Origin of the sequence: Candidatus Photobacterium acropomis, from assembly GCF_030685555.1 — a bacterium.
GTDB lineage: Bacteria > Pseudomonadota > Gammaproteobacteria > Enterobacterales > Vibrionaceae > Photobacterium > Photobacterium lucens.
Genome location: NZ_CP131609.1, coordinates 1,270,063 through 1,289,559, shown reverse-complemented (window position 1 = coordinate 1,289,559; position 19,497 = coordinate 1,270,063). Strand labels below are relative to the sequence as shown.

General features: G+C 41.6%; 18 protein-coding genes. 5 read left to right on the top strand and 13 right to left on the bottom strand.

The genetic code is table 11. The features are described 5' to 3' along the window. Nucleotides 1–175 precede the first annotated feature (175 nt). The 3 genes from frsA to Q7657_RS12965 all read right to left on the bottom strand — a co-directional run bounded on the left by frsA (nt 176) and on the right by Q7657_RS12965 (nt 3,410). On the bottom strand, nt 176–1,435 hold the full coding sequence (frsA, locus tag Q7657_RS12975) for an esterase FrsA (RefSeq protein ID WP_053988585.1): 1,260 nt from the start codon (nt 1,433–1,435) through the stop codon (nt 176–178). A gap of 157 nt (nt 1,436–1,592) precedes the next feature. Then, nucleotides 1,593–2,051 carry a xanthine phosphoribosyltransferase gene (gene gpt, locus Q7657_RS12970; protein ID WP_053988586.1) on the bottom strand — a complete coding sequence of 153 codons (459 nt, stop codon included), beginning with the start codon at nt 2,049–2,051 and terminating at the stop codon, nt 1,593–1,595. A 69-nt stretch (nt 2,052–2,120) separates the two neighbouring features. Beyond that, nucleotides 2,121–3,410 (bottom strand): NCS2 family permease, encoded by a 1,290-nt coding sequence (locus tag Q7657_RS12965; protein WP_053988587.1) that lies wholly within the window; start codon nt 3,408–3,410, stop codon nt 2,121–2,123. A 1,116-nt stretch (nt 3,411–4,526) separates the two neighbouring features. On the opposite strand from Q7657_RS12965, the gene Q7657_RS12960 reads away from it, so the two are divergent. Continuing rightward, nucleotides 4,527–5,987, top strand: a complete 1,461-nt coding sequence (locus Q7657_RS12960; RefSeq protein WP_053988588.1) for an aminoacyl-histidine dipeptidase — start codon at nt 4,527–4,529, stop codon at nt 5,985–5,987. 77 nt (nt 5,988–6,064) lie between these two features. Here the strand turns inward: Q7657_RS12960 and dinB are convergent, their stop codons facing one another. Then, nucleotides 6,065–7,144: a DNA polymerase IV gene (gene dinB / locus Q7657_RS12955; RefSeq protein ID WP_498827392.1), complete on the bottom strand. Its 1,080-nt coding sequence runs from the start codon at nt 7,142–7,144 to the stop codon at nt 6,065–6,067. Nucleotides 7,145–7,379: 235 nt separating this feature from the next. On the opposite strand from dinB, the gene Q7657_RS12950 reads away from it, so the two are divergent. After that, nucleotides 7,380–8,597 (top strand): response regulator, encoded by a 1,218-nt coding sequence (locus Q7657_RS12950; protein WP_107164853.1) that lies wholly within the window; start codon nt 7,380–7,382, stop codon nt 8,595–8,597. 58 nt (nt 8,598–8,655) lie between these two features. On the opposite strand, the gene nqrM is transcribed toward Q7657_RS12950, so the two are convergent. The 9 genes from nqrM to bolA all read right to left on the bottom strand — a co-directional run bounded on the left by nqrM (nt 8,656) and on the right by bolA (nt 16,805). Then, nucleotides 8,656–8,877, bottom strand: a complete 222-nt coding sequence (gene nqrM / locus Q7657_RS12945; protein WP_008986377.1) for a (Na+)-NQR maturation NqrM — start codon at nt 8,875–8,877, stop codon at nt 8,656–8,658. An 11-nt stretch (nt 8,878–8,888) separates the two neighbouring features. Then, on the bottom strand, nt 8,889–9,914 hold the full coding sequence (locus tag Q7657_RS12940) for an FAD:protein FMN transferase (RefSeq protein WP_181319775.1): 1,026 nt from the start codon (nt 9,912–9,914) through the stop codon (nt 8,889–8,891). Between the two features lie 159 nt (nt 9,915–10,073). Then, nucleotides 10,074–11,300 (bottom strand): NADH:ubiquinone reductase (Na(+)-transporting) subunit F, encoded by a 1,227-nt coding sequence (nqrF, locus tag Q7657_RS12935; RefSeq protein WP_008986375.1) that lies wholly within the window; start codon nt 11,298–11,300, stop codon nt 10,074–10,076. A gap of 22 nt (nt 11,301–11,322) precedes the next feature. Next, a complete protein-coding gene (gene nqrE / locus Q7657_RS12930; protein ID WP_005370126.1) occupies nt 11,323–11,919 on the bottom strand; it encodes an NADH:ubiquinone reductase (Na(+)-transporting) subunit E in 597 nt (198 codons plus the stop codon). Nucleotides 11,920–11,926: 7 nt separating this feature from the next. Continuing rightward, complete coding sequence (locus tag Q7657_RS12925; protein WP_008986374.1) at nt 11,927–12,559, bottom strand: NADH:ubiquinone reductase (Na(+)-transporting) subunit D; 633 nt, start codon at nt 12,557–12,559, stop codon at nt 11,927–11,929. Then, nucleotides 12,552–13,343, bottom strand: coding sequence for a Na(+)-translocating NADH-quinone reductase subunit C (locus tag Q7657_RS12920; protein ID WP_008986373.1), 792 nt, complete (start codon nt 13,341–13,343; stop codon nt 12,552–12,554). Before Q7657_RS12920 ends, Q7657_RS12925 begins: the two co-directional genes overlap by 8 nt. Further along, entirely contained in the window at nt 13,333–14,577 is a 1,245-nt protein-coding gene (locus Q7657_RS12915; protein WP_008986372.1) for an NADH:ubiquinone reductase (Na(+)-transporting) subunit B, read from the bottom strand. Before Q7657_RS12915 ends, Q7657_RS12920 begins: the two co-directional genes overlap by 11 nt. Before the next feature lie 3 nt (nt 14,578–14,580). Further along, nucleotides 14,581–15,921 (bottom strand): Na(+)-translocating NADH-quinone reductase subunit A, encoded by a 1,341-nt coding sequence (locus Q7657_RS12910; RefSeq protein WP_107165199.1) that lies wholly within the window; start codon nt 15,919–15,921, stop codon nt 14,581–14,583. Nucleotides 15,922–16,493: 572 nt separating this feature from the next. Beyond that, nucleotides 16,494–16,805 (bottom strand): transcriptional regulator BolA, encoded by a 312-nt coding sequence (gene bolA, locus Q7657_RS12905; protein WP_008986370.1) that lies wholly within the window; start codon nt 16,803–16,805, stop codon nt 16,494–16,496. Nucleotides 16,806–16,949: 144 nt separating this feature from the next. Here bolA and Q7657_RS12900 point away from each other — a divergent pair, with 144 nt between their 5' ends. The 3 genes from Q7657_RS12900 to Q7657_RS12890 all read left to right on the top strand — a co-directional run bounded on the left by Q7657_RS12900 (nt 16,950) and on the right by Q7657_RS12890 (nt 19,294). Further along, nucleotides 16,950–18,074 (top strand): methyltransferase, encoded by a 1,125-nt coding sequence (locus tag Q7657_RS12900; RefSeq protein WP_107164851.1) that lies wholly within the window; start codon nt 16,950–16,952, stop codon nt 18,072–18,074. A gap of 99 nt (nt 18,075–18,173) precedes the next feature. Continuing rightward, nucleotides 18,174–18,743 carry a YajG family lipoprotein gene (locus Q7657_RS12895; RefSeq protein ID WP_107164850.1) on the top strand — a complete coding sequence of 190 codons (570 nt, stop codon included), beginning with the start codon at nt 18,174–18,176 and terminating at the stop codon, nt 18,741–18,743. Further along, the gene (locus tag Q7657_RS12890; protein WP_060989829.1) at nt 18,743–19,294 is read left to right on the top strand and encodes a peptidylprolyl isomerase; all 552 of its coding nucleotides are present in this window, start codon (nt 18,743–18,745) and stop codon (nt 19,292–19,294) included. The genes Q7657_RS12895 and Q7657_RS12890 overlap by 1 nt, the downstream gene beginning before the upstream one ends. Nucleotides 19,295–19,497 lie beyond the last annotated feature (203 nt).

Here is a 19,497-nt window from a genome sequence, read left to right as displayed (position 1 = left end):
TCATGATGTGCAACGAGATCATTATCATTATTTGTTACATTATGGTTGATGTTTGGTGAAATGCCAATGTAGGTATACGTATTTTTTAACAATATCAAAGCAGTATAAAAAAACGGAACAATACTTGAGGTATTATTCCGTCATCTTTATGGCACTATGATTTCTTTACCAGCAATTAGGCGAGTTTCTCATCTAACCACTTCACAACTTCTATCATCGAGCGATGATAGCCATCATGTAACGGCTTCTCAGGTAAGGTTAGTGCTTTACCACCGTAACTTGAAAGCGCAATCAGCTGATTATCCATCTCAGGACACACAGGATCGTTTTTCAAACTGATCCCTAACATTGGCATATCAATACGTCGACGGCCTAAGATGCCCTGATTTTTCAAAGACCATGCAGGTAAGTGTGAAATAATACTCGCTTCAGATTGACCATTTTTGCCCATACGTGATGCTAAAACATCTAAGAACATACGCGGAATTTGCTCAATCAGCTTTGGCTGAGTCAACACACTATTAATCGCCCCACCTAAACTAATACATGTTTTTAAACGTGTAGGCTCCATAAAGCCCAAACGAATGGCTGCATTGCCGCCCATGCGAATACCCAGCATGGCAACTTTATGATGATCGACCCAAGGTACATCACGAATTTGTTGTAATAGTGCTTGGTGTAAACGGCTGGTATCTTCCGTTAAATTCCAACGATCACAATGCCCCACTGATGGCATATCAAGTGTCACCATGGCATAGCCTGCAGGGCCTAAATAATCTTCGTATAAACGCCATAAGTCGCACTGCAGTGTGTCTAAGCCACCACTGACAATAACAGTTGGCAATAATTTATCGGTACGTGGTAAATGAATGAAAGCTTCAAAGGTTTTGCCTTCATATTTTACGTTAATAGTACGCATATCATGCGGACGTAACTCAATCGCTTCACGATAGCTTTGATTGGCTTGTAACTCTGCCTGATCGGCCAGTTGATCCCCTTTTATATAAGGGTAGGCAGCAATGCTGTAATGGGTACTGGCTTTTAATAACAACTCTGAGGCTTTTAATTTCTCGCCTTCATTTAGCAATAAACGAGCTTGTTTTTGGTAACTTGCACCCAGCTGTGACCATTCATAACTCCAGTTTCCCGGCTTATAACCAATCACGGTATCTAATAGGTTTTCATCTGTACGCTGCGCTGTTGAGCTCGCAATGCGTGCTAAAACCGCTTCAAGCTGAATAGGATCGACACCTTGCCAAATCCATTGAGGACGACGTAAAACACGGTACCAGCCAGCCTTACTCTCACCATCCAGCGCATTGTTCACTCGCCCACTGCGTACATGAGCAATTTTCACTAAACTCGATGTTTCTTTAGAGGTAGGTCTTGGGGCAAATAACTTTTCGGACAAATTTTCAGGGGATGGCTCAGACACGGCACTCTCCACGTAGTCTTTATGATGTGTAGTGATGATATACCCAAAATCACTTACGTATGTCGATTTAAAACAAAAAAAGACGCCTTATCGGCGTCTTATTAATCAATCTTAGTTTACCGCCCTACAGCGATAAGCCTTGATAAAGAGAAATAGCTTATCGCTTAGCGATTGGATCAACGAACGTTACCGCCATATCCCATGGTTGCTCAATCCACGTATCTTGTGGAATATCTACAACGTAATCGTCAACTAAGTGCTTACCAGCAGGTTTTGCACATACGGTTACGAACTTACCACGTGGGTACATTTCACGGATTTTCTCAGCCGTACCACCTGTATCAACTAAATCATCAACGATGATAAAGCCTTCACCATCACCTTCTGCTTTCTTGATCACACGCATGTCACGTTGATGATCATGATCGTAGCTTGAGATACATACCGTATCTACGTGACGAATACCTAGTTCACGCGCCAAAATAGCAGCAGGAACCAAACCGCCACGACTAACAGCAATGATACCTGTCCACTGATCCGCTGGAAGTAGCTTTTCAGCCAGCTGACGTGTGTAGGTTTGCATGTTATCCCAAGTGATGATGAATTTATTACTCATAAACAAAGAACCTCTGGATCAACGATTCGAAAATCGCCATAAATTAGTAAAGCTTTATTAATCTAAAACTTAGAGAAAAATAATTTTCAAAAGGAACAGCGCTGAAATTACCCAAACACTGATATTTACGTCACGTCCCTTACCACTCATCGCTTTAACTGCAGCGTAAGTGATGAAACCAAGGCCAATACCTTCAGCAATTGAATAAGTTAATGGCATCAATAAACAAACCACAACAACTGGTGCTGCTTCTGTTAGATCACGCCAATCAATTGCCACAAGGCCAGACATCATAAGAATTGCTACGTAGAACAATGCACCTGCTGTTGCGTACGCTGGGACCATGCCAGCAAGCGGTGCAAAAAATAGTGCAAGGAGGAATAATACACCAACCGTTACCGCAGTAAGACCAGTACGTCCTCCGACTGCGACACCGGACACACTCTCGACATAAGAAGTGGTATTCGATGTACCCAATAACGCACCAACTGACGTTGCAGTACTGTCTGCTAGTAGTGCGCGGTTTAAACGAGGCAGCTTACCATCTTCGCCAATCAAGTTAGCTTTGGTCGCTACGCCGACTAATGTTCCTGCAGTATCAAATAAATCGACAAACAAGAAAGCAAACACAATTGAAATCAAACCAACTTCCATTGCACCTGCAAAATCTAATTGCATAAAGGTTGGAGCAATACTTGGTGGCATAGACATAATGCCGCCGTAGCTCACTTCACCAAACATAATACCTAATGCCGTTACCACTAAAATGGCAATCAACACAGCCGCTTTAAAACCACGATGTACTAACGCAATGGTTAAGAAGAAACCAAGCGCAGCCATTATTACAGGGAAGCTAGTTAAGTCGCCTACTTGTACTAACGTCGCTGGATTATCAACCACAATGCCCGAGGTTTGTAGAGCGATAAACGCAAGGAATAAACCAATACCGGCTGAGATCCCAGTTCTTAACGCCAAGGGGATCGAATTAATGATCCACTCTCGCACCTTTAATAGGCTCAGGGCGATAAAACATAAACCCGATAAGAAAACTGCCGCTAATGCCACTTGCCATGTGTAGCCCATACCTAACACCACAGTGTAGGTAAAGAAGGCATTTAGCCCCATACCTGGCGCTTGAGCCACAGGATAGTTTGCAAAAAAGCCCATCACGAAACAGCCAATCATTGCCGCTAAACAAGTTGCAACAAACACTGCACCTTTATCCATTCCTGTATTGGCTAGCATAGTTGGGTTTACAAAAATGATGTAAGCCATCGTCAGGAAAGTGGTTAAGCCTGCAAGCAACTCAGTGCGCACATCAGTGCCGTGTTCCTTCAGTTTAAATAACTTCTCAAGCATGTTTCTCGGTTCCTTGGAGATAGACACGTTAGGTATTATGCAAAAATAGAAAACGTTTGCGTTCTCAATTTGAGCGCGATTATAAACATCAGATCTATCAATTTCCAGAAAATATCGAGTAAAAACACCGTTCTAAAGCGAATTAATTTTATTTGCTCCATTTGCCTTTTTGTAACAGGAAATTAGCAATATAAAATCAATGCATTAGCAACTATATTCCAAATAGCAATAATTGTAGTTTTTTATATTTATAAGAATAAAACCAGCGAGATCGTTGAAAAATTCATCATAAATGAAGAAATGCAGTTACGAGTGGGAATAAAATGGCAAGTCATAAATAAAAAAACGCCACTTCAATACGAAGTGGCGGCGAATGTTGCAAATAACCGATAACGATTATTTAGTATTCTCAAGTTAGGGGGTGAACAAACAGTTCAGTTAGCTAGTCAGCAACTAGATAACAAAATTCTTAGTAACCGAAGTAACTAGGGTAAGTAAAGTTACCTGTGTATACAGAACGGTTATTCCAAAAGTGTGTAATAGAATCAAATAATTTCATTTTTAAATCACCTTACAAATAAGTAATCCCAATTAAGTACATAACTATATTTACTTAATCCTTGGATCGTATTGACCATCTAGGCCGCACTTATCTCGGTTCCTTGGAGGCGATATCTCGGGTTCATCCTGAACATGTACAGTCATTAATTCATCATCTCTCTGAGATTGTAGAAATCATAACCATTTCGTAATTTACTTTCAAGTTATTTTTTAAGCTCGTCACACTTTTCGTAAAAAAACATTGTTAAATAACTTTTGATGTAATTTTTTTTCATTTTTAAAAGTAAAACATAGTTCCATAATCTAGATAAAACAAATAAATATCTAAAATAACTTACAGTGATGTATCTGTTATGAGTGATCATTAAACATGATTCATACTTATGCATTATCGTATTTGCGGTTTAAGATTTTACTTTTTTCTCTACCTCCGCATTAGTCAGAATGATATGCTAAAAAAAATGCGATAGGTTTTATCGCTACATATTTATGTCATTTGGCGGCTAATAGCCTGACAAGTGTCACTAGCCCAATATTGTATAAAGGTAGGCTTCCGTGTCTGAAATCAGTCAACTATCACCTAAAGCCGTATGGCAATTTTTCGATCAAATCTGTTCTATCCCTCACCCATCTAAGCATGAAGAACAACTTGCACAATTCATTGTTGAATTTGCTAAAAAAGAAGGCTTAGACGTTCGTCGTGATGAAACAGGTAATGTGATTATTAAAAAACCTGCAACTGCAGGCATGGAAAACCGTAAAGGTGTAGTACTTCAAGCACACATCGATATGGTTCCACAGAAAAATGAAGAAACCGTACACGACTTCACTAAAGATCCTATCCAACCATACATCGACGGTGAGTGGGTAACGGCAAAAGGCACAACACTGGGTGCTGATAACGGTATGGGTATGGCAAGCTGTCTTGCTGTTCTTGCCGCGAAAGACATTGAACATGGCCCATTAGAAGTGCTGCTAACCATTGATGAAGAAGCAGGTATGACAGGTGCTTTCGGCCTAAAAGAAGGTTGGTTAGAAGGTGACATCCTACTAAACACTGACTCTGAGCAAGAAGGCGAAGTGTACATGGGTTGTGCTGGCGGCGTAGATGGCGCTATCACACTGGATATTACTCGTGAAACGACACCAGCCGATCACCAAGCAGTAAAACTTGTATTAAAAGGCTTAAAAGGCGGTCACTCAGGTTGTGATATCCACACTGGTCGTGGCAACGCTAACAAATTACTAGCACGCTTTTTAGCAGGTCACGCAGATGAGCTTGGCTTACGTATTAACAACTTCACAGGTGGTAGCCTACGTAATGCTATCCCACGTGAAGCATCTGTGATTGTTACGCTGCCGGCAGCCAATGTTGATCAACTAAATAACTTATTCGCGCATTTCCAAACGCTATTAAGTGCTGAGCTTGGCCACGTAGAAACTGACATCAACCTATTTACTGAGTCTGCTGAGCTACCAGCAGATGTAATGGTAATGGCAGATCAAGTACGTTTGATCAATGTACTTAACGTATGCCCTAACGGTGTGATCCGCATGAGTGATGACATTGAAGGTGTAGTTGAAACTTCACTAAACATGGGTGTTATCACGACTGAAAACGATAAAGTTATCGTTCTTTGCTTAGTGCGTTCATTAACGGATTCTGGTCGTAGCTATGTAGAAAGCATGCTGCAATCACTAGCGGCATTAGCTGGTGCAGAATGTGCGTTCTCTGGTACTTACCCAGGCTGGAAACCAGATGCTGATTCTGAAATTATGCATGTGTTCCGTGATATGTACCAAGAGATGTACGGTAACAAGCCAAACATCATGGTGATCCACGCCGGTCTTGAGTGTGGTCTGTTTAAAGAACCATACCCTGAAATGGACATGCTTTCATTTGGCCCTACGATCAAATTCCCACACTCACCAGATGAGAAAGTGAAGATTGATACCGTACAAATGTTCTGGGATCAAATGATCGCTGTACTGAAAAACATTCCTGTTAAAAAGTAATGTAACCCAGAAACAACAACGGGCTTAACGCTAAAAGACGTTAAGCCCGTTTTTTATGTCATTGATTCTAGCAAAGACTAGAAACCAAAAGAAAGCTGCTGTGCTTTTAATCCTACTTCTAATCCAACACTTAAACCTATTAAGCGAATTTCACGATTGTTTTGCCTCGTCATCGCTTCTTTAAGTAAATCCACAAACTGCACTTTATCTAACTTTGGATAAATATGCTCAACGGTCGTTTGTTGAAAATCAGCAAACTTTAACTTCACCCCTTGTTTAGCAATATCAAGCTCAGGACGCACTTTACGTAATCGTTGCTCCAGCTCTGGGTATAACTGCTCTACCACTTGCCAGCATTGCTCATAGCTGGAAATATTTTGGCTAAAAGTCCGCTCTACCCCAACCGATTTTCGTTGCCGTTCAACAATCACTTCACGCTCATCAATACCATGAGCACGTGACCACAGCGATTGTCCAAACTTCCCAAACTGTTGCAACAATAAGTGGCGATCGTAATTTTGCACATCACGCCCAACAAATAAGCCTTTCTCATGCAATTTTTGTATCGTCACTTTCCCAACACCGGGTATTTTTTCCAGCTTTAGATCTGCAACAAAATTATCAACCTCTTCAGGAGTAACCACGTATTGTCCGTTGGGCTTATTCAGATCAGAAGCCACTTTCGCAATAAACTTAACAGGGGCAACACCTGCAGATGCGGTAAGTTGTAACTCTTGCTCTATTGCTCGACGAATATCTTGTGCAATAAGTGTCGCTGAGCCATGAAGCATTTCACAATCAGAGACATCTAAATACGCTTCATCAAGTGAGAGCGGTTCTATCTTATCGGTATAACGTTCAAAAATAGCGCGTATTTGCTGTGAAACCTCACGATATACCTGCATTCTTCCCGGTACTAAAGTCAAATGTGGACACAGCTTTAAAGCATGAGCAGTGGGCATGGCTGAATGAATGCCGTATTTACGCGCAAGGTAATTACAAGTACTCACTACCCCACGAGCAGAGCGACCACTGATCGCAATGGGAACATCACGCAAAGCAGGATCATCGCGCATCTCAACCGCTGCGTAGAAACAGTCCATATCGACGTGAATGATCTTTCGCTGTACCGCTTTTTGCTCTGCTACTTTCGCCACATTTACGCTCAAAACACACTGTTTATACATACAGCTATTATAGCGATGAATCACAATCGTTGGAAAACGAAAAATGGTGCATTATTTAAAATTCAATCTAGATGAAATATTTCGCTGCAAGATCACAAAATCGCAAGTCTGAGAAATATTTGATAATCAACTCATTACATCTAATGTTATATATATCAATATATTGTCTATCACTTTATGCGTACAGCTAGAAAAGGAGTTTATTTTGCAACATCAAGTACTTGTTGTAGAAGATAGCCGCGCATTTCGTCATTATCTTAAAGATCAATTACAACAGGCAGGCTTTAAAGCAGTGTTTGCCGAAAATTTAGCACAAGCTCACTCCCTGTTGGCCGATCCTGAACGTTATCTTTGCGCAGTGCTCGATTACTGCCTTCCTGATGCCCAAGATGGTGAAATTATTGATTTAGTATTAAGTCATAACATCAAATCAATCGTACTTACGGCACAATTCAATGATGAAATCCGAGAAAAGGTGCTTGCTAAAGGGGTATTAGATTACTTACTCAAAGACAGCGCAGCTTCTGTTGCCTATTTAGTCCCTTTACTACTGCGATTAAAGTCTAACCTCGCCCATAAGGCATTAGTTGTAGATGACTCAGATACGGTACGAAACCATGTCAGTAACTTATTAGAGAAACAAAACCTAACCGTATACGAAGCCTCTGATGGCAACGAAGCATTACAGATCATTGAAGATAACCCAGATATTAGCTTAGTGATCACCGATAACGATATGCCGGAAAAAGATGGCATTACCATGACCCGTGAAATTCGTCGTGAGTACAGTCGAAATAAAATGGCGGTATTGGGTTTATCTGGCAGTAACGACAGCACCATGACAGCCCAATTTTTGAAAGCGGGTGCTAATGACTTTTTATACAAACCTTTCAATCAAGAAGAATTTAACTGTCGTATCCACCATATTCTTAATATGAAAGATACTTCCGATAAACTCTACCGTATGGCTAACCAAGACGCATTAACTGGGCTTTGGAATCGTCGCTATTTCTTCACTCATAGCTGTTGCCAATCGGAAACACAACAACGCAATATCGCCATGATTGATATCGACTTCTTCAAAAAAGTGAATGATACCTATGGCCATGATGGTGGTGATGCGGTACTCATTACCGTGAGTAAAATCATTGATGCACATTTTCCTGAAGCGATTGTGGCACGCTTTGGTGGTGAAGAGTTTTGTATTAAACATTGCGGTAATTACCAAACCTTTATAACTACGCTAGAGCTAGTACGTCAACGTATTGAATCTATCACTATTCCATACCTTGAACAGAATATTGAAGTCACGATTAGCATAGGCGCAACCACAGGATTGGAAGACATCGATGAATTACTCAAAGTCGCTGATGATAATCTTTATAGCGCCAAACAAAATGGTCGTAACCAATTGGTTAAATAGCAAAAAGCCTGAGTCAAACTCAGGCTTTTATTATTTACTCATCTACGCATAATAATGATTAGATGATTTGATTTTTCTTCCACTCAGCTTGACGAGCAGCACGAGCTTCACGCTTTTTACGCGCATCACACGGCTCTGGGCAATCACATTCTTTCGCGATACCAATACCGTCTAAACCACCACAACTACCGCTTACGGTTTTACGTTGAAAGATATAACCAACAGCCATTGCAACAATGACCAAAAGAAATACAGCAAATGTTGTTAAGTAAACAACCATGATCACCTCATTTATTTTTTAACGACGTATTGCTCAAACGTATCAGACTTAAATTCAACAAAGCCATCTTTGGTCTTTACAATCAACATGACAGGTAACTTTTCTTTATTCGCTAATGCTAACGACTCTTCTTCTCCCATAACAGAGAAAGTGGTTGCGTAAGCATCTGCCGTCATGCAAGATGGCGCAATCACAGTAACAGACACCACATGGTTTGCAATCGGTTTTCCTGTTTGTGGGTTGATCAAGTGAGAATAACGCACCCCATCTTCTTCAAAGTAATTACGGTAATCACCCGATGTCGCAATAGCCATATCACCCGCTTGGATAATATCCTGTACTGCGCGTTCATTAGCAATCGGTTTTTCAATTGCGATACGCCAAGGCACATCTGAACGGTTATTACCTTGTAGACGAACTTCACCACCCACATCAACCATGAAGTCTTTCACATGCAGATCATCTTTTAAGTAATCTGCCACCACATCGACACCATAGCCTTTGGCAATCGAAGACAGATCCACATACAAATCTGGTAGATCTTTTACTAACTTATTACCATCAATAACACTTAAATGTTGATAGCCGATCTCAGCTTTACGCGTTGCGATCTCTTGATCTGTTGGCGTTGATTCAGGACGAGCTTCTGGGCCAAAACTCCATAAGTTCACTAATGGACCTACTGTTACATCATAAGCGCCATTACTTAGCTTAGAAATGCGTAGTGCTTCACTGATCACTTTTGCTGTTGCCGCAGAAACCTCAAAAGGTTGTGTAGATTGTAACTGGTTAAATTGGCTTAATTCTGAATCAGGGCGATAAGTCGACATTTGATCATTAACAAGCTCTAAACGCTTATCAATTTCTTTTTTGATCGTTTCAGGACTAGGCAACCCATCTTGCTTAATGAGTTTTACTGAGTAGTAAGTCCCCATTGTTTGTCCATTAATATCAATCTGCTGACGACTGTCACCACAGCCCGTCAACAGCATTATCGTTGATAACATCAACGCACCGCACAGCAGGAAACGCTTCACTTCATACTCCATCGTTCATGTTGTTCTTTAGTCTGAGTACTTATCAATCGACTTATTGACAAGTAACCACAATAAAAAACAGGTTTTAAAAAGGTTAGTAAGAAAAAAGGCTGACCATTCACTGGCCAGCCAATTTTATTGTGATCGAAGGGCTATGTATTAGCCACCGAAATCATCTAGTAGGATGTTTTCGTCTTCTACACCAAGATCTTTCAGCATGCTGATAACAGCGGCGTTCATCATTGGTGGACCACACATGTAGTATTCACAGTCTTCAGGTGCTTCGTGATCACGTAAGTAGTTTTCGTAAAGCACGTTATGGATGAAGCCAGTGTAACCATCCCAATTATCTTCAGGCTGTGGATCAGACAGTGCACAGTGCCATACGAAGTTATCGTTTTCAGCAGCAAGCATATCGAAATCTTCAACGTAGAACATTTCACGCTTAGAACGTGCACCGTACCAGTAAGACATCTTACGCTTAGAGTGCAGACGCTTAAGTTGGTCGAAGATATGAGAACGCATTGGCGCCATACCTGCACCACCACCTACGAATACCATTTCTGCATCAGTGTCTTTCGCGAAGAACTCACCGAATGGACCAGAGATAGTACACTTGTCACCTTCTTTCAGTGACCAGATGAATGATGACATTTGACCTGGTGGTACGTCTGGATTATTAGGCGGCGGCGTAGCAATACGCACGTTTAGCATAATAATACCGAACTCTTCAGGGTAGTTAGCCATTGAGTAAGCACGGATGATATCTTCATCAACCTTAGACTCGTAACGGAATAGGTTAAACTTATCCCAGTCTTCACGGTACTCTTCTGGAACATCAAAGTCAGAGTACTTAATGTGGTGAGCAGGTGCTTCAATCTGGATGTAACCACCAGCACGGAAAGGTACTGATTCGCCATCTGGAATTTGTAGCTTAAGCTCTTTGATGAAGGTTGCTTTGTTATCATTAGAGATAACAGTACATTCCCACTTCTTCACACCAAAGATTTCTTCAGGTAGCTCGATGTCCATATCAGACTTCACGTTAACCTGACACGCAAGACGCTCGCCTTCACGTGCTTCACCCTTGGTGATGTGATCTAATTCTGTTGGCAGAATATCGCCGCCGCCAGATTTAACTTTTACACGACACTGACCACAAGAGCCACCGCCACCACATGCAGATGATACGAAGATACCGTTACCCGCTAGAGCACCTAGTAGCTTGCCGCCTGCACCAGTTTTGATCGCTTTTTCTGGATCGCCGTTTACTGAGATAGTAATGTCACCTGTTGGTACTAGCTTAGATTTAGCAAATAGAATTACTAAAACTAGAGCCAGGATAATCAAGGTGAACATGACTACGCCAAGAAGAATAATATCCATTGATATTCCTTACTTATCCTGATTACAGCTGTACGCCAGAGAAAGACATGAAGCCTAACGCCATCAGACCAACTGTGATGAAGGTAATACCTAGACCACGTAGACCTGCAGGTACATCTGAATATTTCATCTTTTCACGGATACCCGCAAGTGCAACGATTGCTAACATCCAACCTGTACCAGAGCCGAAGCCGTATACGATTGATTCAACAAAGTTGTAGTCACGCTGTACCATGAACGATACACCACCGAAGATTGCACAGTTAACTGTGATCAACGGTAGGAAAATACCTAGTGCGTTATATAGAGGCGGGAAGAAGCGATCCAGAATCATTTCTAGGATCTGTACTAACGCCGCAATAACACCGATGAAAGTAATGAAGTTCAGGAAGCTAAGGTCAACACCTTGAACTAGTGCACCATCTTTCAATAAGTATGTGTAAACAAGGTTGTTTACAGGTACTGCGATCGTAAGTACTACGATTACCGCAACACCAAGACCAAAAGAGGTCTTAACTTTCTTAGATACCGCAAGGAATGTACACATACCTAAGAAGAAAGATAACGCCATGTTCTCGATAAAAATCGAACGAACTAATAGGCTAAGATAATGTTCCATGTTCCCCTTACTCCTTCGCTTCTACTTGTTCTGGACGGAAAGTACGAATAATCCAGATCATGAAACCGATTAGGAAGAAAGCAGACGGAGCTAACAGCATTAGACCGTTAGGCTGGTACCAACCACCGTCAGAAACTAGTGGTAGAACCTGCATACCGAATAGCTTGCCAGAACCTAATAGTTCACGGAAGAAAGCTACTGTGATCAGTACGAAACCATAGCCAAGACCGTTACCAATACCGTCAATGAATGATGGTAGTGGCGCAGACTTCATTGCGTATGCTTCTGCACGACCCATTACGATACAGTTAGTAATGATAAGACCAACGAATACAGATAGCTGCTTAGAGATATCGTATAGGTACGCTTTTAGTACCTGGTCTACCACGATTACTAGTGATGCGATGATTGCCATTTGAGCAATGATACGCACGCTGTTCGGGATTTGATTACGTACAAGCGAAACAAATAAGTTAGAGAATGCAGTTACCGCAGTTACTGCGATTGTCATAACAAACGCTGTTTCTAGTTTTGTTGTTACCGCTAGCGCCGAACATACACCAAGGATCTGAAGGGCGATTGGGTTATTACTGATAAAAGGTCCAAATAGGATCTTTTTCATTTCTTTAGCATCAGCCATTATTCAGATCTCCTGCACGTAGCTTAGCAAGGTAAGGACCGAAGCCTTGAGCACCAAACCAGAAATCGAAGGTGTGCTGTACACCGTTACTTGTTAGTGTCGCACCTGAAAGACCGTCAACACCGTGTTCGCTACCTGCTGGCGCGCCACCTTTAACAATCTTGATTGCAGGCTTGAAGTTCATGTCGTACAACTTCTTACCAACGAACTGCTCACGCCATGTTGGGTTTTCAACTTCACCACCCAATCCCGGAGTCTCTGCTTGATCGTAGTAAGTGATACCGTCAACAGTATTACCGTCCATGCCAACCGCTACGAAAGCGTACATCATTGACCATAGACCGTTACCGTGGATAGGTAGGATCACTTTTGTTGTTTGACCAGCTGCATCTTTAACAAGGTATACAGTTGCCACGTTCGCACGACGAATGATCTTCGCTAAATCTTCGCTAGCTGGAAGCTTAGTCGATTCTTTAGGATCTTTCGCTGCTGCACGTTGGTTGTATTGTGCTGCTGTTTGACCGTCAACTTCAGAAACATAAGTACCAGTCTTAATATCAACAAGCTTAGGCTCGATGAATTGACCGTATGTTTCTTTAACATTTGTTGTTGGTGTTAGTAGTCCTGCAACAGAAAGAATGTTGCGCTGTACGTCTAGTACCGCATTTTCTTGCTGCTTAGAACGTAGTGAAACAGCCGCCACAGATACGATTACTGAACACACTAAGCTCAATACAACAACAAAAAGCAGCGTTCTTTTAATGCTATCTTTATTACTTGCCATGGCGAGCCAGTCTCCGCTTGATGTTGCCTTGAACAACTAGGTTGTCAAATAGAGGTGCAAATAAGTTAGCGAATAGGATCGCTAGCATCATGCCTTCTGGGTATGCAGGGTTAACTACACGCACCATTACAGCCATCGCACCAATCAATGCGCCATACCACCATTTTGCTTTGTTGGTAAACGCTGCAGATACTGGGTCTGTTGCCATGAACATCATACCGAATGCAAAACCACCTAGAACTAGGTGCCACTGCCAAGGCATGCTGAACATTGGGTTAGTATCAGAACCGATGATGTTAAATAGTGTTGCTGCTGCAATCATACCGATCATAGTACCGGCAATGATACGCCATGAAGCAATACCCATAATAACGATGAATGCACCACCGATAAGGATAGCTAGAGTAGAAACTTCACCGATAGAACCTGGGATGTGACCAATGAATGCGTCCATCCAAGTGATGTTTTGACCAGTGATAGTGTTAACAACGCCTGCTTGACCACCTTGAGCCCACTGACTTAGCGGAGTCGCACCAGAGAAACCATCCGCCGCAGTCCATACTAGATCACCAGAGATCTGAGCTGGGTATGCGAAGAATAGGAATGCACGACCTGCAAGTGCAGGGTTAAGGAAGTTACGACCTGTACCACCAAAAATTTCTTTTGCGACTACAACACCAAAGGTAATACCTAGTGCTGCTTGCCAAAGTGGTAGTGTAGGTGGAACGATCAATGCGAAAAGAATAGAAGTTACAAAGAAACCTTCGTTAACTTCGTGCTTACGCACCATACAGAACAACACTTCCCAGAAACCACCCACAGCAAATACAACTGCGTAGATAGGTAGGAAATACGTTGCACCAAGCAGCATCTTACTGCCCCAACCAGCGTCAACTGATAGGGTACCGCCTAGCATTTGGGTAAACCAGTAATGCCAATCAGCAGCAATAACACCCGCTAGTTTGTCAGCAGTGTAAAGGTGGTTAAGACCAGCAATCGCTTGGTCACCCACGTTGTACATACCCCAGAACATTGCTGGGAAGACCGCAAGCCATACCATGATCATTAGGCGCTTAAGGTCGATACTGTCACGAACGTGCGCAGAAGTGCGCGTTACTTGACCTGGTGTGTACATGATTGTTGCGAATGCTTCGTATAGTGCAAACCAACGCTCATGCTTACCACCTGGTTCAAAGTGGTGTTCGATATCTTCGAGGAAATTCTTGAGACCCATGAATTACCCTTCCTTCTCAATTTTGTCCAAGCACTCACGTAGCAGTGGACCAAACTCATACTTACCAGGGCAAACAAATGTACATAGTGCTAGATCTTCTTCATCTAGTTCTAATGCACCAAGTTGTTGCGCGCTGTCTGAATCACCAGCACATAGATCACGAAGTAGCAATGTTGGTTCGATGTCTAGCGGCATTACTTTTTCGTAACTACCAATTGGCACCATTGAACGCTCAGAACCATTCGTTGTTGTTGTCATGTTGAACAACTGACCAGGGAAGAACTGGCTTAAGAATGTACGAGTTACAGAAAACTTGTTCTTACCAGGTGCAATCCAGCCCATGAATTCTTTTTCATAGCCTTCACGCAGTGCTGATACTTGTAGGTGGTAGCGACCTAGGTAAGCATGTGGACCATCAGCTTTCACGCCGTTAAGCACTGAACCTGAAAGAACACGTAGTTGACCAGGCATCATTTCTGAATCAGTTAGTTGCTCAACAGAAGCACCTAGGCGAGTACGCACTAGACGAGGCTTGTTGACAACTGGACCCGCAAGAGAAACAACGCGATCTGTGAATAGCTCACCAGTTAGGAACAACTTACCGAACGCAATAACGTCTTGGTAGTTGATGCTCCAAGCAATGTGGTTTGCATCTGCACCGTAAAGCATGTGAATGTGCGTACCTGCAAGACCCGCTGGGTGCGGACCGTTAAATACGTGCTCTTCAACATTTGCTTCAGATGAACGAGGAAGGCTAGCACCAGATTTACAAACGTAAACTTTACCGCTTGTTAGACGAGATAGGATCGTCAAACCAGCAATGAAAGCGTCGCTTTGCTCATTGATGATAACTTCTGGATTCGCAGCCAATGGATTTGTATCCATTGCAGTCACAAAAATAGCTTGAGACTCAGAACCTACTGCTGGAACCTTGCTAAATGGACGAGTGCGAAGCGCAGTCCACATACCAGATTCAACTAACTGATCAACAACTACAGCGCGATCAAGTTGAGCAAGTTGAGCTGACTCATACTTATTAAATGTGATTTGCTCGTCGCCTTCTACATCAATCACTACAGATTGCAGAACACGCTTAGCACCACGGTTGATTTCCACTACCTTGCCGCTAGCTGGAGCAGTGAATTTCACGCCCGGATTCTTCTTATCTTCAAAAAGAACCTGACCTTTTTTCACTACATCCCCTACGCGAGTATGCATTGTAGGACGCATACCAACATATTCTTCGCCAAGCAAGGCGACTTTAGAGATGGCATTGCCATCATGTATCGCCTGGGTAGGAGTCCCTGCAATTGGGATATCCAAACCCTTTTTTATTGTAATCATACGCACTTGCACTACATTAAAGGGAAAAAGAATTTTCTATTGCGCAATTAAGACACGACTTTCCATGATTCGAAATCGGTCTACAGGTAAGACCTCACCTGTAAAGCACCAATACCGCAACATCTAGTTAACCACCGCACCACAAATATTGCGGTGAGTAATTTTTCAAGGCGGCGATTCTACCATTATTCCAGTCGTTTTTTCTATGCTAATCCGCGCGATTCCGACTGAAAACCAAGCAACAATTGAAGCGCAATAGTTTCATAACTCAATAAATTTGACCAAGCGCACATTTCTTAAAAATAACGCAGCTTACTATTGCATTTATTTTTGATGCTTTTTTTAACAAAATCGCTATTAAATCAAGCTCAAATTAACCAATATCAAACATAAAAATAACAAACAAACATTCGTTTCGTGAATATTGATGAGCACTTCAAAGTATTAAACGAATGATGGACTTTTAACGGATCATGCTAAATTCAAAATAAAATGCTGGGCGCTATAGTAAACAGAGATAATAAAAAAGGCCGTTATAAAAACGACCTTTTATTCATAATGTTATGAGCTAATTACCCAATTTGTGAGCCACCTCGACAAGATGGCGACGCTGGTGCTGTCATCGATTCTGCCCATTCAGCTTCGGTATAAGTATGAATCGCTAACGCATGAATATGGTTTGCCAATTCATCAGCAAGTACACTATTGATTGAACGATGCCTTGCAATCAAACGTTGATCATTAAATTGCTCACTCACCACAACTACTTTGAAGTGACTCTCTGAGCCCGGTGGAACATTATGCATATAGCTTTCATTTAACACCTCTAAGTGCTTAGGTGAAAACGCTTCATTAAGCTTATGTTCAATACGTTGTTGGATCATGATAAACCTCCGTTAGCAATATCACGGTATTGCTAAATCTTTCTCTACTTTATTCTTATTTTGATGTCGTATTTCCTTTGCACTCGCGTGGTGTTCTGCGAAAATAGCCGACTATTTCGTAAACATACCTGAAAGTTATCCGCAATGAAACCAGAGCTAACCTTACATCAACGCACCTTAACGCTAAAACGCTTTCCAGTAAGGAAAAATGAAACTCTGCAAGCATGGGACGCCGCAGATGAGTATCTGATCAATCACTGCCAAGAGATGGAACTCGATTCTGAACGCCCAATTCTGATCATGAACGATAGCTTTGGCGCGCTCGGTTGTTGGTTTGCCAATCAAGCACCTGTGACTAGCGTGACAGACTCTTTTATTGCTAAACAAGCCTGCCAAGAGAACTTAGAGCGTAATCAACTACCACCGATTTCAATCATTGATTGTCTGGCGGATTTACCGCAAAACCCACAGTTAGTATTACTAAAACAGCCTAAAAATAATCGCTTATTAAGTTGGCAATTACAGCAACTTTGTCATTTACTTCCTGCTGATTGCATGGTGATTGCCGCTGGTAAAGTGAAAGAGATTCATACATCGACGTTAAAACTATTTGAAAAATTTTTAGGTGAAACCAAAACGTCATTAGCAGTAAAAAAAGCCCGTTTGATCTTTTGTAAGGTGAATCCAAACTTAGCTAAGCCCCTCCCCCATCCAGTAAAGTGGGATGTGCCAGAGCATAAGTTAACAATCACTAACCATGCGAATGTCTTTTCTAGTGACAGTTTAGATATTGGTGGTCGCTTACTATTAGATTTCATTCCACAAGATACAAAATACCAAGACATTATCGATCTTGGCTGTGGTAATGGTGTAATTGGTATTAAAGCCGCTCAACTCAATCCACAAGCAAGCGTCATCTGTGTTGATGAGAGCTTTATGGCTGCGGCATCATGTCGAGAAAATGCCAACATTAACCTAGAAAATCCACAACAGTTAGCCGTAGTTAACGATAACTGTTTAGATAGTTTTGAGCCTGATAGTGCTGATTTGGTGCTTTGTAATCCCCCATTTCACCAGCAAAATACCGTAACAGATCATATTGCTTGGCAAATGTTTTGTGATGCGCAACGTACCTTACGTAAAGGTGGTGAGATGATTGTGATTGGTAATCGCCAATTAGGCTACCATGAGAAGTTAAAACGCGTATTTAGCAATGTGAAACTGATAGGTCAAAACAATAAGTTTGTAGTATTACAATCAACAAAATAATCTAACGTCGTTATGACGCGAATTAATTGCTTGTGATGTTTAATAACATTCGATTTTTTCGTTTATATTTATACAACTAGCGCAAAGGAAATGGAGAGCATGAAAAAATACATCGTTATTGCAACTGCTTTATTAATGAGTGCATGTGCAAGCAACCCTGTACAGCCACCATTAGCTCTAACACTCACACCAGTGATTGCATCACAAACAGCTAATCACCTAAGCGTGCAGATGTCGAGTAAAGACTCACGAAGCCAGCAATATATTGGTGTTGTCGATAGCGGTGCGAAAAATGTTGAGGTATTCCAACCTGCTGAAAATATCGCAGCAACATTTCAGAATGCCTTAACAAAGCAATTGGCAAGTGAAGGGATCAAAGTAACACCTTCTGCGTCATCAAACATTGCTATTAATATTGAAAAAGCGCTAGTTAACGTAAAACAAGGCCTTGTTAAGTACGACATGAATAGTGAACTACAAATTGCGCTTGTGGTAACCACACCAAAAGGCACATTTAGTAAGCAATATTCAGCACGTTCTACCAAACAAGAGCCATTAAAAGTGAAACGTGAAAACATTGCGCAAAGCTTAGAAAAAATGATGAATTCAGTGCTCAATGAAATCGCCAATGATGGCGAATTACGTCAATATTTAACGGAGAATCTTTAATGCCACGTTTTTTACTCGCACTATGTTTACTGATTGCTTTACCTGTTAGTGCTGCTACTAAAGTTTTAGTAACAACAAACTTAGGTGATTTTACTATTCAGTTAAATGATGAAAAAGCACCAATTACTAGCAAGAACTTCTTACGTTATGTAGAAGAAGGCAGTTACAACGGTACGATCTTCCATCGTGTGATCCCTGGCTTTATGGCACAAGGTGGTGGCTTTGATAAGGACATGAACAGACGTCCGACTCATGCACCAATCAAAAATGAAGCAACCAACGGCTTGAAAAATGATACAGCGACCGTTGCTATGGCGCGTACGCAAGATCCTAACTCAGCAACGAACCAATTCTTTATTAACTACAAAGATAACAGTTTCTTAAATGCCGCTGGAAACAATCCTGGTTACGCTGTTTTCGGTAAAGTGATCAACGGTTTTAATGTTGTAGAAGACATGGCAAAAATTCCAACAGGCTCTAGCCCTGCAACAGGTATGCAAGACGTACCGCAAAAGCCAATCATTATTGAATCGATGAAAATCGTTAAATAATAAATAATGCCACCTATACCCACATTCATAGGTGGCGTTTCCGCACAGCTCGCTTTCCACAAAAACTTTCTTATCCTAAAGTCTTGGTCTATTCATTAGACCCAAGTACTGCTGAATTAACTTCATAACTTGGTGTCGAATTAACACTGAACCAATGCGAACTTAGTTTATTGCTGCTAAGATCTCGTTTATAAAGAAAAAAT

Excerpts from the sequence above, each read along its gene's own strand:
- gpt (WP_053988586.1), bottom strand. The coding sequence starts at position 2,051 with ATGAGTAATAAATTCATCATCACTTGGGATAACATGCAAACCTACACA.
- Q7657_RS12965 (WP_053988587.1), bottom strand. The coding sequence starts at position 3,410 with ATGCTTGAGAAGTTATTTAAACTGAAGGAACACGGCACTGATGTGCGC.
- nqrM (WP_008986377.1), bottom strand. The coding sequence starts at position 8,877 with ATGGTTGTTTACTTAACAACATTTGCTGTATTTCTTTTGGTCATTGTT.
- nqrF (WP_008986375.1), bottom strand. The coding sequence starts at position 11,300 with ATGGATATTATTCTTCTTGGCGTAGTCATGTTCACCTTGATTATCCTG.
- nqrE (WP_005370126.1), bottom strand. The coding sequence starts at position 11,919 with ATGGAACATTATCTTAGCCTATTAGTTCGTTCGATTTTTATCGAGAAC.
- Q7657_RS12925 (WP_008986374.1), bottom strand. The coding sequence starts at position 12,559 with ATGGCTGATGCTAAAGAAATGAAAAAGATCCTATTTGGACCTTTTATC.
- Q7657_RS12920 (WP_008986373.1), bottom strand. The coding sequence starts at position 13,343 with ATGGCAAGTAATAAAGATAGCATTAAAAGAACGCTGCTTTTTGTTGTT.
- Q7657_RS12915 (WP_008986372.1), bottom strand. The coding sequence starts at position 14,577 with ATGGGTCTCAAGAATTTCCTCGAAGATATCGAACACCACTTTGAACCA.
- Q7657_RS12910 (WP_107165199.1), bottom strand. The coding sequence starts at position 15,921 with ATGATTACAATAAAAAAGGGTTTGGATATCCCAATTGCAGGGACTCCT.
- bolA (WP_008986370.1), bottom strand. The coding sequence starts at position 16,805 with ATGATCCAACAACGTATTGAACATAAGCTTAATGAAGCGTTTTCACCT.
- Q7657_RS12900 (WP_107164851.1), top strand. The coding sequence starts at position 16,950 with ATGAAACCAGAGCTAACCTTACATCAACGCACCTTAACGCTAAAACGC.
- Q7657_RS12895 (WP_107164850.1), top strand. The coding sequence starts at position 18,174 with ATGAAAAAATACATCGTTATTGCAACTGCTTTATTAATGAGTGCATGT.
- Q7657_RS12890 (WP_060989829.1), top strand. The coding sequence starts at position 18,743 with ATGCCACGTTTTTTACTCGCACTATGTTTACTGATTGCTTTACCTGTT.